We start from the raw sequence: 14,933 nt of genomic DNA, 5'->3' as shown, positions 1-14,933 counted from the left end.
ACGGCGGCATCGCAGTCGAACGCGGCGACGCCCGCGAAGTCCTGGCCAACCCGCGCGAGAAACGAACCCAGGCATTCCTCGAAAGGGTGCTGTAGAAGCAGCACAAACATGCGGCAGCGTGCCGGCCCCGCCCCGGTCAAGGCCCTCACCTCCGAACGGAGTGGATCGGCCAGGACAACACGCTGGTCCACGTTTTGAAAGGATTCCCATGTATTCCATCGGTCCGCTGACCGTCGCCCCGGGCGAACGTGCCCACGGCCTGATCCCGGTCGGCACCAGCAGCTACGGCGTGGAGCTCGGCATTCCGCTGATCGTCGTCAACGGTGCGCAGGACGGTCCGGTTCTGTGTGTGGACGCGGGCGTGCACGGCGACGAGTACGACGGCCAGGAGGCCATCCGGCGCGTCCTCGCCGACCTCGACCCGGCCACACTGCGCGGCACCGTCGTCGGCATCCCCTGCCTGAATACCCCGGCCTTCGAGGCGGCCGCCCGCGCGAGCGGCATCGACCACCTCAACCTCAACCGCATCTTCCCGGGCGACGCGGAGGGTTCGTACTCGCAACGTCTCGCTGCCACCTTCGTCGAGCAGGTCGTCCCCGCCGTCGACGCCGTGGTCGACCTGCACACCGGCGGCGCCTACGGCGAGATCGCCCCGCTGGTCATCCTCCAGGGCGGCTACGAGGACCTGGCGACGGACCTGGCGCTCGCCGCCGGGCACGAGCTGGTCTGGAAGGGCGGGAAGTGGGGCGGCACGGTCCGCCACCCCGTGCTCGAGGCCGGCAAGCCCGCCATCACCATCGAGTGCGGCGGCGCCACGTACCGCGAGACCAACGTCGACCACCACATGCACTCGATCCGCAACATCCTGCGCAGCCTCGGCATGATCGACGGTGAGGCGGAGCTGCGCGACACCTACACGACCGTCTCCGGCACCTTCGCCCGGTCCGCCGCCGGCGGCTTCTTCGTCGCCCACGCCGAGCCGGGGGAGACCTGCAAGGAAGGCGACCTGATCGCCACCATCACCGACCACTACGGCACCACGCTGGAAGAGGTCACCGCCCCGCAGGAGGGCATCGTGCTCTGGGTGCGCCGGATCCGCACGGTCCGTCCGGGCGACGAGGTCGTCATCTTCGGCGAGGTGCTGGGGGAGATCCGGCCATGAACGGCGAACCGCAGCGGACCGAGCTACTGATCGACGGCAAGCAGGTCCCCGCCGCCGACGGCCGTTCCTTCACCGTCCTCGACCCGTCGAACGGCAACGCCATCGCCCAGGTGGCGCTGGCGGGCAAGGCGGACGTGGACCAGGCGGTGGCTGCCGCGCGCACGGCCTTCACCTCTCCCGAGTGGGCCGGGATGCGTGCCGCCGACCGGGGCCGCATCCTCCACCGCATCGCGGAAGCCATCCGCTACCAGGGAGAACGGTTGGCGCGCCTGGAGAGCCAGGACGTCGGCAAGCCGCTGAGGCAGGCGAAGGCCGACGTGGAGGCGGCGGCCCGCTACTTCGAGTTCTACGCGGGCGTCGCCGACAAGCTCGGCGGAACCACGATCCCGCTCGGCCCCGGTCTGATCGACTACACCGTCCGTGAGCCGATCGGCGTGTCCGGCCAGATCATCCCGTTCAACTACCCGCTCCAGAACACCGCTAGGGGCTCCGCCCCGGCACTGGCGGCAGGTTGCACGGTGGTGCTCAAGCCCTCCCCGGAGGCGCCCCTCACCCCGCTGGAGATCGGCAGAATCGCCCTGGAATGCGGTCTCCCGCCGGGCGTGCTGAACGTCGTCCCCGGCGACGGCGAGACCGGTGCGGCCCTTGCCGGCCACCCGGACATCGACCAGGTCACCTTCACCGGCTCGGTGCCCACCGGCATCAAGGTCGCTCAGGCCGCCGCCGCCAATGTGGTCCCCTCCGTCACCGAGCTGGGTGGTAAGTCGCCGTTCGTCGTCTTCGCCGACGCCGACTTCGACCTGGCACTGAAGGCGATCGTGGGTGCCTCGTTCAGCAACGCCGGACAGATGTGCTCGGCCGGTACCCGGCTGCTCCTGCAGCGCGGCGCCGAGGAGTTCCTCGACCGGCTCGTCGAGAAGGTCGCCGCCCTGCGCATCGGCCCCGGCCTCACCGACCCGGACATCGGTCCGCTCGTCGCCGCCCGGCAGCGCGACCGGGTGCTCGGCTACCTGGACCTGGCACGGCAGGAGGGCGCGACGGTCCGCGTCGGCGGGGGCGCCCCGTCCGACCCCGAGTTGGCGGACGGCTACTTCGTCGAGCCGACGGTCCTCACCGGCCTCACCAACCAGGCCCGTTGCGCCCGGGAGGAGATCTTCGGCCCCGTCGTCACGGTCATCGAGTTCGACGACGCCGAAGAGGCCCTTCAGATAGCCAACGACAGCCCCTACGGCCTGTCCTCCTACGTCTGGACCCGCGACATCGACAAGGCGATGCGGCTGGCCGAGGGCATCCGGGCTGGCCAGGTCTCCGTCAACGCCACCGGCGTCGGCACCGGGGTCGAGCTGCCCTTCGGCGGCTACAAGCACAGCGGCTGGGGCCGAGAGAAGGGGCTGGAGGCCCTGGCCAGTTACACGCAGACCAAGAACGTCTGCATCGGATTCGGGAGCCGGTCATGAGGTACCGCACCTTGGGCGCACGCGGACCGACCGTCTCCGTCGTCGGCGTCGGAGGCAACAACTTCGGCTCCCGCCTCGACGAGGAGGGCACGAAGGCGGTCGTCCACGCGGCCCTCGACGCCGGGATCACCCTGTTCGATACCGCCGACATGTACGGCGGTTCCGGCGAACGGGGTGGCTCGCGCGGCGACGGCGAACGGCTCCTGGGTGCTGCCTTGAAGGGCCGCCGGGACGATGTCGTCCTGGCCACCAAGTTCGGTATGGAGATGGGGCGCGAGGCCGACCTGTACGGCCGGCGAGGCGCCCGCTCCTACATCCGGTACGCGGTTGAGGCGTCGCTGCGCCGGCTCGGCACCGACCGGATCGATCTGTACCAGTACCACGAGCCGGACGGCGTCACCCCGCTCGACGAGACGGTCGCCGCCCTGCTGGAGCTGGTCGACGAGGGCAAGGTCAGGTACATCGGCTGCTCCAACCTGCCGGCCGAGGAGCTCACCGACGCCTTCGTGTCCACCCAGGCGCGCTACCACCTGCTCGACCGCGGCGTGGAGAACGACCTGATCCCGGCCTGCCTGCGCCACGGCGTCGGCCTGCTGCCGTACTACCCGCTGGCCAACGGCCTGCTCAGCGGCAAGTACCGGCGCGGCGAGCAGCCCCCGCCCGGCAGCCGACTGTCCTGGCGGCAGGGCTGGCTCACCGACGCCGCCCTCGACCGCGTGGAGGCCCTCACCGCGTACGGCGCCGAACGCGGCCTGACCCTCCTGCAGGTCGCTGTCAGCGGACTGGCGGCCCTGCCCGCCGTCGGCTCCGTCATCTGCGGCGCCATGACACCCGAACAGGTCACCGCCAACGCGGCGGCGGCCCACTGGGTCCCCGACACGGCCGATCTGGCCGCACTCGACGCGATCGTCGCCCCTGGCGAACGCGTTGTCTGAACCCCCCACCCCTTCTGGAAACACGCGAGATTGAGGCTGGACACCATGCGAGAGATCGTCACCTTCGACGCCTATGCAACCCTCATCAACTTCGAGCTCGGCCCCACGACCCTCAAGGTCCTCCAGGACCGGCTGGACCTGGACAACCTGGACGTCGACGAGTTCCTCGACGACTTCCGCGTGATGCGCTTCCAGGCCGTCCTGGAGGCCTACCGCCCGTACCACGAGATCCTGCACTCCAGCCTGCGGAACGCCATGCGCCTGCACGGCCTGGAGTACCGCGAGTCCGACGGCGACGCGCTCGTCGAGGCCGTCCCCACCTTCGGTCCCTTCCCGGAGGTCCCGGACGCGCTGCGCGCCCTGAAGAGCAGGTACGAGATCGCCATCATCTCCAACACCGACGACAACCTGATCGCCAAGAACGTCGAGAACATCGGCGTCGAGTTCGACTACGTCATCACCGCCCAGCAGGCCGGCGCGTACAAGCCGGACCGCCAGACCTTCGAGCACGCCTTCAAGACCATTGGCGTCGATCCGTCGCAGGTCATCCACGTTGCGCAGGGCTGGGAGTACGACCACATCCCGACCCGTGACCTCGGTCTGAAGCGCCGGGTGTGGATCAACCGCTACGGCCGCCCCGGCAGCGCCGACTATCAGCCGTACGACGAGCTGCCCGACCTGTCGGGCCTGCCGAAGCTCCTCGGCTGCTGACCGACGGCGTAACCGCGACACAGGACAGAGAACACAGAGGACGCACGCCATGAAGCAGATCCCCTACTGGCTGGACACAGCCCCCGCCCTGCCCGACCGTTCCGGAAAGGACCTGCCCGACGAGGCGGACGTGGTGGTGATCGGCGGCGGCCTCACCGGGCTGTCCACCGCCTACCACACCGCCCGCAAGGGCGCCCGGGTCGTCCTCGTCGAGAAGGACAAGGTCGGCTCGGGCGCCTCCGGGCGCAACGGCAGCATGTGCACCCAGGGCATCACCATCAGCCCCGCCGAGGCCCGCAAGCGTTATGGGCACGAGCGCGCACTCGAGCTGTACAACGCCTTCCGCGAGGCTGTCGACGTCGTCGAGGAGCTCACGCAGAAGGAACAGATCGACTGCGACTTCAACCGCTCCGGGCGCCTCGGCCTGGTCTGCAAGCCCCAGCACTTCGAGGGCCTGCGGGCCAAGCAGCGTGACCTGGCCGAGAACTTCGGCCACGAGACGGTCGTCCTGAGCAAGAGCGAACTGCGGGCCGAGCTCGGCTCGGACTACTACCACGGCGCCCTGCTCGACCCGCTCAGCGCGGGCCTGCACGTGGGCAAGTTCGTCGGCGGCCTGGCGGACGCCGCCGAGCGGGCCGGCGCGGACATCCACGAGCGCAACGCCGCCACCGGCCTCACCCGCCTGCCCGGCGGCGGCTTCCTGGTGGAGACCCTGCACGGCACCATCCGCGCCAAGCAGGTCATGGCGGCGACGGACGCCTACACCGACAAGTCGATGCCGTGGTTCCGCAAGCGGCTGATCAACGTCGGCAGCTTCATCATCGTCACCGAACCGCTGGGGGAGGCGCGCGCCAAGGAGCTCATCCCGAACGGCCGCCTGCTGGTCGCCCACAAGAACGTCGGCCACTACGTCCGTCTCACCCCCGACAACCGCCTCGCATTCGGTGGCCGGGCCCGTTTCGCCCCCTCCAACCCGGCCTCCGACGTCAAGAGCGGGGACATCCTGAAGCGGGAGATGACCGCGATCTTCCCGCAGCTGGCGGGGGTGCGGATCGACTACGTGTGGGGCGGCATGGTCGGCTTCTCCTGGGACCGCATCCCGCACGCGGGAGAGGCCAACGGCCTGTACTACTCCATGGGTTACTGCGGCCACGGTGTCCAGATGGCCACCTACATGGGCCGCGCCGTCGCCGAGATGATGGACGGCAAGCCGGAGGCCAACCCGCTGCGCGGTTTCGGTTTCCCGAAGGTCCCCGTCCCCTTCTACAACGGCACGCCCTGGTTCCTGCCCTTCGGCGGCGCCTACTACAAGGCGAAGGACAAGCTGTTCTGAGCCGATACCGACGGCGGTGACGCTGCTGGGACCTTCCGAGAAGTCATGAGAAGTCCCAGCAGTCTCGCCATCGCCTCCCAGTGAGGCACCCGCCGCGCGGGTGGGTGCCTCACTGACCGGGTGTGGCCTCCGTGCGGGACGCGGCGCGGGCGAGACCCGACGGTCGAGGCGGCGTCGGCCCGCGCGTGCGCCGAGGTCGTGCAACAGCCGAGGCCCGCCGCGGACCTCTGTCAGCAGAGCCCGGCCGGTCAGCGCGCACGCCCCCGTCGCCGCACCTCCGACATACACCACGCCTGAACCTGCTCCGAGAGAAGGCCCGCGCCGCCATGACCGCCGCAGCCACCCGCAGCGAGCACGACCTGCTCGGCGACCGTGACGTCCCTGCCGAGGCGTACTGGGGCATTCACACCCTGCGCGCCATCGAGAACTTTCCCATCACCGGCACACCGATCTCCGCGTACCCGTACCTGATCGACGCCCTGGCCGCCGTGAAGGAGGCCGCGGCCCTCGCGAACGAGGAACTGGGCCTGCTGGAGCCGCGGAAGGCGGCCGCGATCGTCGCGGCCTGCCAGGAGATCCGCGCCGGCAAGCTGCACGACCAGTTCGTCGTCGACGTGATCCAGGGCGGCGCCGGTACCTCGACGAACATGAACGCCAACGAGGTCGTGGCGAACCGGGCGTTGGAGCTGCTGGGCCACGCCAAGGGCCGGTACGAGGACCTGCACCCGAACGAAGACGTCAACCTCAGCCAGTCGACCAACGACGTCTACCCGACCGCCGTCAAGGTCGCGACGGTGTTCGCGGTACACGGCCTGCTCAGGGCCATGTTCGTGCTCCAGGACGCCTTCGCGGCCAAGGCCGTCGAGTTCCGCGACGTGCTGAAGATGGGCCGCACCCAGCTGCAGGACGCGGTGCCGATGACCCTCGGGCAGGAGTTCTCCGCATACGCGGTCATGATTGAGGAGGACCGTAGCCGGCTCGCCGAGGCGGTGGAGCTGATCCACGAGATCAACCTCGGGGCCACCGCGATCGGCACCGGCCTCAACGCGCCCGTCGGCTACGCCGAGTCGGCGCGCCGCCACCTCGCCGCGATCACGGGACAGCCGCTGGTCACCGCTGCCAACCTGGTCGAAGCGACCCAGGACTGCGGGGCGTTCGTCCAGTTGTCCGGCGTGCTCAAGCGAATCGCGGTCAAGCTGTCGAAGAGCTGCAACGACCTGCGTCTGCTGTCCTCCGGTCCGCGCGCCGGCCTGAACGAGATCAACCTGCCGCCGGTGCAGGCGGGTTCGAGCATCATGCCCGGCAAGGTCAACCCGGTGATCCCCGAGGTCGTCAACCAGGTGGCCTTCGAGGTGATCGGCAACGACGTCACCATCACCATGGCCGCCGAGGCGGGACAGCTCCAGCTCAACGCCTTCGAGCCGATCATCCTGCACTCCCTGTCGAAGTCCGTCACACACCTGCGCGCGGCCTGCCTGACGCTGGCCGAGCGCTGCGTGGCCGGCATCACTGCCAATACCGAGGCGCTGCGTGCGACCGTCGAGAACTCCGTCGGCCTGGTCACCGCTCTCAATCCGCACATCGGCTACACGGCCGCCACCGACATCGCCAAGGAAGCCCTCGCCACCGGTCGGGGCGTGGCCGAACTCGTCCTTGAGAAGGGCCTGTTGCCAGCCGACACACTCGCCAACCTGCTGCGGCCCGAGGTCGTGGCCGGTAGTGGCCAGGTTCTGGCCTGACCACCTGCTGTCCCACGCCGCACAACGACGCGAACGGGGGTCTGCGTTCGCCGGGGGGCGAAGGCCCACCAGCCGACCGACGAGGAACGCACGTGAGACTCCAAGACGTCAACGCCGTGATGACCGGCGCATCGAGCGGGATCGGTCAGGCGGTCGCCTCCCACTTCCGCCGCGAGGGCGCCAACCTCCTGCTCACCGGACGGCGACCTGAGCTGCCCGAGGACCATCCGGGCAATCTCTACCTCGCCGGAGACCTCAACGACGAGACCTTCGTCTCCGAGCTCGCCGCCCGAGCGGCGGACCACCCGGGGGACGTGGGAGTGGTCGTCCTCTGCCATGGATGCCAGGCGTCGAGCCCGCTGGCAGAGATGACCTACGACGACGCACGCGACGTGCTCCACAGCAACCTCCTGAGCGCCCGCACGTGCCACGGACATGACGACGAGCCAGGTCGGTCCAGCGCGGCACGGGCGTGCACGCATTGAGCGTTCCGGCACGTTCCTGCCGCGGGTGACAGGACGCCCTCCCTCGATCGCGCTTGCGGGTCGACGGGCCTTCGGAGCGACCGAATCGATCTCATCCATTGAGATCTCACTCAGGGCAAGTGAGGTTAAGTAAGGCTTACCTTATATGCTTGTGTGGCCCCTTCGCGGCACCTGGTGTCGCGAAGGGGCTGACCCGTCTTCCCGCACGACAGGACCCCCATGCGTACGATCTCCCGCGGCCTCTTCGCGGCGCTTGCTCTCACTCCGTTGCTGGCCGGCTGTTTCGTGACCGGCGAGGCGGGCTCGGGTGGCGATGCCGGAGGCGGGTCGGCGGGGCGGCTGAGGGTCGCTCTCGCGGTGCCGCCGGTACAGGCGCTTTCCCCGTACAGCAATGACGCCACCGTGCTGAGCAAGCTCTCCGTGGCCGAGGGCCTGACGGCGCTGGACCAGGACGGGGCCGCTGCGCCCGCGCTGGCGAAGTCCTGGACGCGGAAGAACACCACCACCTGGACCTTCGAACTGCGCAAGGCCACCTTCCAGGACGGCACCCAGGTCACCGCCGAATCCGTGGTCAACGCGCTCGACCATGCCGGTGCCGCCGAGCCCAAGCCCCGCGTCCTCAGCGACGTGACCCTGACGGCGAAGGCGGAGGACGCCGGCACCGTCACCATCAGCACCAAGGCTCCCGACCCGGTCCTCCCGCTGCGGCTGGCCAGCCCGGCACTGAGCATCCTCTCGCCGAACGCGTACGGCAAGGACGGCACGGTCACCCCGGTCGGCACCGGAACGGGCCCCTTCGAGATCACGAAGCTCACCGGCAAGACCAACGCCACGCTCGACCGCTTCGACGGTTACTGGGGCGGCAAGGCCAAGGCATCCGGTATCGACGTGACATGGATCGCCGACGGCACCGCGCGCGCCAACGCCCTGCGCGGCGGCGACGTCGACATCGCCGAGTGGATCCCCACCGCCCAGGCGAAGCTCCTGGCCAAGGGCACGCGCCACGTAGTGCCCTCCGTGCGGACCGACAGTCTCGTCCTCAACACCCGCAGCGGCATCTTCACCGATCCGGCGCTGCGGGCGGCCGCCCGCGAGGCCGTGGACGGTTCCACCCTCGTCGACTCGGTCTTCGGCGGGTACGCCGACCCCGCACAGGGCCTGTTCGGGCCCGCTGTCTCCTGGGCCGCCGACAAGCGGGTGAAGGTGACCGGTCGCGCCAAGGCAGCGACGGCCGCACAGGTCAAGGAGAAGACCGAGGGAAGGACCCTGCGCCTGGCCGCCTACACCAACCGCGCGGAACTGCCCGAGGCCGCCACCGTCCTGCAGCAGCAGTTGGAGAAGGCCGGGTTCACCGTTGAGCAGGACGTGCGCGAGTACACGCAGATGGAGGCCGACCTCCTCGCCGGCAAGTACGACGCCGTCATCCTCTCCCGGGTGACGCTCCTCGACACCGGGGACGCGGTCGCGTATCTCGCGAGCGACTTCGCGAGTGACGGCGCGTACAACATCGCCGGTCTGAGGGATTCCGCGGTAGACCGAGCCATCAAGTCCGCCGCCGAGGAAGGCGACACGACGAAGCGACAGCAGAAGATCATGTCCGCCGAGGCGGAGGTCCTGCGCACCGACGCGGTCATACCACTGGTCCACGAGAGGGTCGTCCAGGGCATCTCCACAAAGGTCGAGGGCGTGCTCCTCGACCCTCGCGAGCGCTCCCTGATCGACGTCGGCACCCGCCTGAAGTAGCAGTTGATGAGCGTCACTTCGGTCCATGCCAATGCGCGCCCGGCCCGGTGGCGCGCGGGCCTCGGTCGCCTCGTGGCCGGAGCCGTGCTGCTGACGGCCGTGGCCCTGCTGCCCTGGCTGTCGGGGAACGACCCCGCGCTGACGGTCCTGCGGGCCCGTTCCGCCGATCAGGATCCGACTCCCGCGCAACTGGCCGCCGTACGTGAGCAACTAGGCTTGGACGAGGGGCCGTTCACGCACCTCGCGCACTGGCTGGGCGGGTTGCCGCGCGGCGACGCAGGCACCTCCTGGGTGTCGGGCGAAGCGGTCCTGCCCCAGGTGACCAGCGCATTCGCGGTCTCCGTCACGCTGATGCTCGGCGCACTCGTGGTCACGATCGGGGTCGCTGCACTGGTCAGCGCGCGAAGCCTGTATCTCGGCTCCCGGCGACGGCTGCACCGGGCGAGAGGGGGCACGGGGCCCGCCGTCCTCGCGGCGCTGCCCAAGTTCCTGCTCGCCTCGCTCCTCGCCACCGTGTGTGGGGTGTGGCTGGGCTGGTTCCCGTCCAGTGGGTGGGAGGGGCCGCCGTCGATGGTGCTGCCCTCGCTCGCCCTCGGTGTTCCGTCCGGGGCGATGATCGGCGGACTGCTCGACCAGGCGTTGCCCGCCGCCTTCAACGAGCCGTGGGTCCGGATCTGGCACGCCTACGGGTTCGGGCCCGGGCGGATCGCCCGGCATGCGCTGCGTCGCGCGCTGGCCGGTGTGCTGCCGCAATTCCTGCCGACCGTCGTGGCGCTGGTCGGCGGTGCCGTCGCGGTGGAGAAGATCTTCGACATTCCAGGGCTCGGCCGGCTCGCTCTGGATGCCGCCATCGCTCAGGACCTTCCGCCCTTGCAGACCGCGGCACTCGTCCTGGTTCTGCTCGGCATCACCGCCGGTCTCCTGATCCAGGCCCTGTGTCGCGCTCTGCTCGGCCCGGCCCTGCGGGAGGGGACCCTGCCCGCCCTGCACGCGCCGGCTCTCCCACCACGGCGCTCCAGCCGCTGGGTCGCCGGATCCTGTGCCGCCGCGCTGCTCACCCTGGTCATCGCGGGACTGCTGCGAGATCCCCTGCACGTGGACACGGCGGCCCGGCTGCTCCCGCCCTCGGCCGCGCACCCGTTGGGTACGGATTCGCTCGGCCGCGATCTGCTGGCCCGGCTGGGCCACGGGGCGCTGCGTACGGTGGGTGTGGCCCTCGCGGTGACGGCGGTCTGCACTGTCACCGGGCTCTTGCTCGGCATGACGGCACAGCTGGGCGCGGGCCTGACGGAAGCGGTGTCCACGCTGCCGGCGGTCCTTGCCGGACTGCTGACGACCGCGGCGACCGGTCCGTCGGTGTGGGGTGCCGCGTTCGCGGTCTGCCTGGTCGGCTGGACCCCCTACGCCGCCCAGGCCGCGGCCCTGCTCGAACAGGAACGGGCCAGCGGCCACATGCTCGCGTCCCTCTCCTTCGGCGCCGGCCCCGGGTATCTGCTCCGTCGTCATCTGCTTCCCGCCGTACTGCCCGCTGTATTGCGCAACGCGCTCCTGCGCCTCCCCACCACGGTCCTCGTGCTGGCCTCACTCGGCTTCCTCGGCCTGGGAGAGCAGCCGCCCACCGCGGAGTGGGGCCGCCTTCTGTCGGAGAACCAGCCGTACGTGGAACTGGCGCCCTGGACTGTGCTCGCCCCGGCATGCGCACTGGTCCTGCTCTCGGTTCTCGCCGTGTCCTGCACGGCCTCGGTCCGGAGGACTGCCAGTTGACGGCGGTGTGCCGCCAGAGCCAGGGCAGCTGGTTGCAGGCCGGCAGATGGCTGCAGTACGCGCAGCACAGGGCGAGAAAGCGGCGGCTGGGCAGCAGCGCGCGGACCCCACCCTGCTGCCGGGTGCCGGCCCGGCCCGGCATGTGCTGCGGTATCGGCCAGGCGTGCCCGGCCGGCACGAGAAGACCCTGGCGCGGCGAGGCAGGCGGTGCGGAAGTCCACTGCTAGGGAGCGTATTTAGTTGTGATCAAGGAGTGGCTCGTGTGAGGTCCTTGATTCAGATCATCGCGGCGCGGAGGTGGGGGCCAGCGAGGTAGCTTCCCGGGGTCTCGTAGCGGGGTGGCGATGCCTCGCCATGCTCGCCGACCGGCTTGCGGGGCGGAATGGGCGGGAGCTCTACGAGCGGTCGGCGAGGAGGTTGGCGGCGAAGCCGAAGAAGGCCACGCCGGTGATCTGTTCGAGGCGGCGGCGGAACGCGGGGCGTTGGATGCGTTCGCTCAGCGCCGAGGCGGCACGGGAGAGGAACCAGTACCAGGCAGCCAGCTCGATCACATCAATGGCGGTGAAGAACAGCGTCGCGCTGAACATCTGCGCATCTTGTGGGACGAACTGCGGGATCAGGCTCATGTAGAACACGCCTGCCTTGGGGTTGAGGAGATTTGTTCCCACGCCAGCGCGGAACGCCGCCAGGCGGCTGGCCAGGGCGGTGGGCTGCTCGGCCGGTTCGGGGCCGGTCGGCTTTCTGGAACGCCAGAGTGCCGTGGCCCCCAGGAGGGCGAGGTATGCGGCGCCGCACACGCGGAGTGTGTCGTAGGCCAGGTGGGATGCGGTCAGCAGGGCCGTCAGGCCCACGGCTGTCGCGATGCCCCAGCCCATGCAGCCGGTGAGGATGCCCAGGGCGGCGGCCAATCCGCCTGGCCTGCCCTGCGTCACGGAGGTTCGGACAACGAGCAGTGTGTCGGGACCGGGTGCCATATTGATGAGCATGGCCACGCTGGCAAAGGCCAGCCCGGCAGTGATCATGGTGTGCGTTCAGGGGCTCCCAAGGGGATGGGGCTGAGGTACGAGAGGAGTTCAGAAGACCACGGTCACAAAGAACAGGCAAGCACTTTGCCACCGGCGTCCGAGCCAGGCTCCCAGGGCCGCGATCCCCAGCCCGGCGCCGATCACCTCGGTCGCATCCATCCGTCGCGGCCACGATCCCTCCGGCAGCAGCACGTCCGTGGCCTGGCAGTCCGTACAGCGCGGACGACGAGGACGTACGAACACCCGGCCCCGGGATCAATACGGAGTTCTCACGGTCGGCCATGTTCCACGGCGCGAGTACGGCCCCGCGCGCAGGGCGTGTCAGTTCCGCGGGATTCGCCGTCGTGGTGAGGTCTGATCCGGTACACCGTGACGTGTGACGCGAGTGCAACTGGCGGACGTGGAATGGGAGTTCATCGAGCCGTACCTGCCGATCGGCGAGTACGGCCCGTATCCGCAACGGCTGCGGCAGCAGTTCGAGGGCGTGATCTGGCGCTTCAGGACAGGCGGGCAGTGGCGGGAGATGCCGGGAGAGTTCGGCGCGTGGTCGACCGTCCACAACCGCTTCCGGCAGTGGAGGGACGCCGGCGTCTTCGAAGCCTTGCTGGAGGGCCTGATCGCTGAGGCTGAGAAGCGTGGTGAGGTGGACTTATCACTGGTCAGCGTGGACTCCACCACCGCCCGGGCTCACCATGACGCCGCCGGGATGCATCTCGACCCAGATACGTTAACCGCCTTGGAGAAGGCCGCCGCCGAGGTGGAGAAGGCCCGGCAAAGGGGGCGGCCCGGCAGAACAAGTCGGGCAGGATGTCGCGGACGGCCCGGAGCGGGAAGAACGGCGGCGCATCCGGCGCCGGCGCAAGCTCCGCCTGAAGGCCGCGCTGCTCGGACGCTCGCGAGGCGGACAGACCAGCAAGGTCCACCTCGCCGCCGACCGCAAGTGCCGTCCGCTGGCGTTCGTGCTGACCGCGGGGCAGGCCGCCGACAGTCCGCAGTTCATCCCCGTACTGAAGAAGGTGCGCATCCGTGGTCCTGTCGGCCGTCCCCGCACCCGGCCCGATGCGGTCGCCGGGGATAAGGCCTACTCGTCCCGCGCTAACCGCGCCTATCTGCGAAAACGTCGTATCAAGGCGGTCCTCCCGGAGAAGAGGGATCAGGCCGCCAACCGGAAGAAGAAGGGCAGCAGGGGCGGTCGGCCCGTCGGCCACGACGCCGGCCTCTACAAGGAACGGAACACCGTGGAGCGCCTGATCAACAAGCTGAAGGCCTGGCGGGGCATCGCCACTCGGTACGACAAAACCCCGGCCAGCTACCTCGCCGGCCTCCACCTTCGCGGCGCGATGATATGGATCAAAGACCTCACCAAGACCACCCGTTGATCACAACCGAATACGCGCCCTAGTGGGGCTCCGTCAGGTCGATGGGCGTCTGCGTGTGTGGTGTCTGCCAGTTGTCTGGGACAGGGGGCGGTGGCAGGTGCCGCACATACCGGTCCAGCTGTTCAGCAGGTCTTGGAGGGCATCGAGGATCTGGAAGAGGCCGATTCCGGTGTGTCGGCTTACCCTGATGTTCACCTTGGTGTGAACCTTGGGCATTACGTGGGCGGCGGGATCAGTGCCGGGCGAACTGGAGCTGGGTCGGTTGTACGACGTCCGGCCGCAGCGCGATTCCGTTGATCGTCAGCCGTTCTCCATAGATGTCCGTAAGTCTGATCGCGCCGCCGCACCCGCTGCCGTCGGCGGAAATGAAGTAGTTGAAGCCGGTGCGGGGCAGTTGCCGCCAGCCGCCGGAGGCGCGGACCTCCAGCCGCGCGACCGGATTCCTGTGGCCGATCGCCTGGATGCCGCACCAATAAGGGCTGGACCCGGTCTTGTACCTGATGGAAATCGTGTCGGACGTGCTGGGGCTCAGCAGGCTCCAGGTGATCGGGATCCGGCCGACCCTGAGGTCGGCGAGTTTGGCGAAGGCCTGTTGGCTGAGGTCGAGTTGCCCGGGCGCGCAGGGCAGGGGGCACTCGTTGGTGATCCGCACCGTGACGGAGTTGCCGTTGGCCGCCCGGACGAGCACGTACGCGCCGCACGCCCTGGACGTCTCGTAGTCGGCGGTGTTCATCGCCGCGATCATGAGGTCGGGGCTCGGGCCGAACAGGCAGGCGCCGTCTCCGTCCCCGGCCTCGTAGGCGGTGGCGACTCCTCGGTAGGAGGTCCCGGGCTGTATCCGTCCCGCCGGTGGGGTCGTGGTGGACGCAGTGCGCTGGGGCCTCGGGGCGTGAGTGGGCGAGGGCTCAGCTGTCGTGGTGGTCGCAGCGGCCGTCGGGGTCCGGGTGCCAGTCGGTCCAGGGGTGCCAGGAGCGGTCGGGGTGCCCGTCCCGGTTGCGGCGGTGGCTCCCACTCGGGTGGTGGCGACGGGTGTGGCCGCCGCAGAGCGTGCATCGACCTTGCGGTCGGGCAGCAACGCCATCACCAGGGTGGCGAGAACGCCCGCGGCGGTCAGCCCCAAGGCGGTGCCCAGCATGAGCCTGCGTCTGTGCCTGCGCTGCCGCGCGGCCTGCCTCGCTGTCTTCATTACCCGTCCGTTCG

Annotated in this window: 11 protein-coding genes and 2 pseudogenes; 10 read left to right on the top strand and 3 right to left on the bottom strand. The window is 69.6% G+C overall.

Annotation, left to right across the window (positions count from 1 at the left end; translation table 11 throughout):
• The first annotated feature begins 208 nt into the window (after positions 1-208).
• The 9 genes from ACIRC0_RS34070 to ACIRC0_RS34030 all read left to right on the top strand — a co-directional run bounded on the left by ACIRC0_RS34070 (position 209) and on the right by ACIRC0_RS34030 (position 11,329).
• Positions 209-1,162, top strand: coding sequence for a succinylglutamate desuccinylase/aspartoacylase family protein (locus ACIRC0_RS34070; protein WP_403624188.1), 954 nt, complete (start codon positions 209-211; stop codon positions 1,160-1,162).
• On the top strand, positions 1,159-2,619 hold the full coding sequence (locus ACIRC0_RS34065; protein WP_403624185.1) for an aldehyde dehydrogenase family protein: 1,461 nt from the start codon (positions 1,159-1,161) through the stop codon (positions 2,617-2,619). Before ACIRC0_RS34070 ends, ACIRC0_RS34065 begins: the two co-directional genes overlap by 4 nt.
• Entirely contained in the window at positions 2,616-3,554 is a 939-nt protein-coding gene (locus ACIRC0_RS34060) for an aldo/keto reductase (protein WP_403624182.1), read from the top strand. The genes ACIRC0_RS34065 and ACIRC0_RS34060 overlap by 4 nt, the downstream gene beginning before the upstream one ends.
• 45 nt (positions 3,555-3,599) lie before the next feature.
• Entirely contained in the window at positions 3,600-4,265 is a 666-nt protein-coding gene (locus ACIRC0_RS34055; protein ID WP_403624179.1) for a haloacid dehalogenase type II, read from the top strand.
• Positions 4,266-4,314: 49 nt separating this feature from the next.
• Positions 4,315-5,598 carry an NAD(P)/FAD-dependent oxidoreductase gene (locus ACIRC0_RS34050; protein WP_403624176.1) on the top strand — a complete coding sequence of 428 codons (1,284 nt, stop codon included), beginning with the start codon at positions 4,315-4,317 and terminating at the stop codon, positions 5,596-5,598.
• A 326-nt stretch (positions 5,599-5,924) separates the two neighbouring features.
• The gene (gene aspA, locus ACIRC0_RS34045) at positions 5,925-7,337 is read left to right on the top strand and encodes an aspartate ammonia-lyase (RefSeq protein ID WP_403624173.1); all 1,413 of its coding nucleotides are present in this window, start codon (positions 5,925-5,927) and stop codon (positions 7,335-7,337) included.
• Positions 7,338-7,429: 92 nt separating this feature from the next.
• A complete protein-coding gene (locus ACIRC0_RS34040) occupies positions 7,430-7,822 on the top strand; it encodes an SDR family NAD(P)-dependent oxidoreductase (RefSeq protein WP_403624170.1) in 393 nt (130 codons plus the stop codon).
• A gap of 219 nt (positions 7,823-8,041) precedes the next feature.
• Entirely contained in the window at positions 8,042-9,565 is a 1,524-nt protein-coding gene (locus ACIRC0_RS34035; protein ID WP_403624167.1) for an ABC transporter substrate-binding protein, read from the top strand.
• A gap of 6 nt (positions 9,566-9,571) precedes the next feature.
• Complete coding sequence (locus ACIRC0_RS34030; protein ID WP_403624164.1) at positions 9,572-11,329, top strand: ABC transporter permease subunit; 1,758 nt, start codon at positions 9,572-9,574, stop codon at positions 11,327-11,329.
• A gap of 25 nt (positions 11,330-11,354) precedes the next feature.
• On the opposite strand, the pseudogene ACIRC0_RS34025 reads toward ACIRC0_RS34030, so the two are convergent.
• A pseudogene (locus ACIRC0_RS34025) lies at positions 11,355-11,556 on the bottom strand (MFS transporter); the annotation flags it as partial.
• Between the two features lie 168 nt (positions 11,557-11,724).
• A complete protein-coding gene (locus ACIRC0_RS34020) occupies positions 11,725-12,351 on the bottom strand; it encodes a LysE family translocator (RefSeq protein ID WP_403624161.1) in 627 nt (208 codons plus the stop codon).
• A 379-nt stretch (positions 12,352-12,730) separates the two neighbouring features.
• Between ACIRC0_RS34020 and ACIRC0_RS34015 the strand changes: the two are divergent.
• Positions 12,731-13,733: pseudogene (locus ACIRC0_RS34015) on the top strand (IS5 family transposase).
• A 232-nt stretch (positions 13,734-13,965) separates the two neighbouring features.
• Here the strand turns inward: ACIRC0_RS34015 and ACIRC0_RS34010 are convergent.
• The gene (locus ACIRC0_RS34010) at positions 13,966-14,919 is read right to left on the bottom strand and encodes an expansin EXLX1 family cellulose-binding protein (RefSeq protein ID WP_403624159.1); all 954 of its coding nucleotides are present in this window, start codon (positions 14,917-14,919) and stop codon (positions 13,966-13,968) included.
• Positions 14,920-14,933 lie beyond the last annotated feature (14 nt).

This window comes from Streptomyces sp. NPDC093984 (genome assembly GCF_044764595.1).
GTDB lineage: Bacteria > Actinomycetota > Actinomycetes > Streptomycetales > Streptomycetaceae > Streptomyces > Streptomyces cynarae.
The sequence above is the reverse complement of the archived record's forward strand: the minus strand, read 5'-3'. Positions and strand labels throughout refer to the sequence as shown.

Excerpts from the sequence above, each read along its gene's own strand:
- ACIRC0_RS34070 (WP_403624188.1), top strand. The coding sequence starts at position 209 with ATGTATTCCATCGGTCCGCTGACCGTCGCCCCGGGCGAACGTGCCCAC.
- ACIRC0_RS34035 (WP_403624167.1), top strand. The coding sequence starts at position 8,042 with ATGCGTACGATCTCCCGCGGCCTCTTCGCGGCGCTTGCTCTCACTCCG.
- ACIRC0_RS34065 (WP_403624185.1), top strand. The coding sequence starts at position 1,159 with ATGAACGGCGAACCGCAGCGGACCGAGCTACTGATCGACGGCAAGCAG.
- ACIRC0_RS34020 (WP_403624161.1), bottom strand. The coding sequence starts at position 12,351 with ATGATCACTGCCGGGCTGGCCTTTGCCAGCGTGGCCATGCTCATCAAT.
- aspA (WP_403624173.1), top strand. The coding sequence starts at position 5,925 with ATGACCGCCGCAGCCACCCGCAGCGAGCACGACCTGCTCGGCGACCGT.
- ACIRC0_RS34060 (WP_403624182.1), top strand. The coding sequence starts at position 2,616 with ATGAGGTACCGCACCTTGGGCGCACGCGGACCGACCGTCTCCGTCGTC.
- ACIRC0_RS34010 (WP_403624159.1), bottom strand. The coding sequence starts at position 14,919 with ATGAAGACAGCGAGGCAGGCCGCGCGGCAGCGCAGGCACAGACGCAGG.
- ACIRC0_RS34050 (WP_403624176.1), top strand. The coding sequence starts at position 4,315 with ATGAAGCAGATCCCCTACTGGCTGGACACAGCCCCCGCCCTGCCCGAC.
- ACIRC0_RS34055 (WP_403624179.1), top strand. The coding sequence starts at position 3,600 with ATGCGAGAGATCGTCACCTTCGACGCCTATGCAACCCTCATCAACTTC.
- ACIRC0_RS34030 (WP_403624164.1), top strand. The coding sequence starts at position 9,572 with ATGAGCGTCACTTCGGTCCATGCCAATGCGCGCCCGGCCCGGTGGCGC.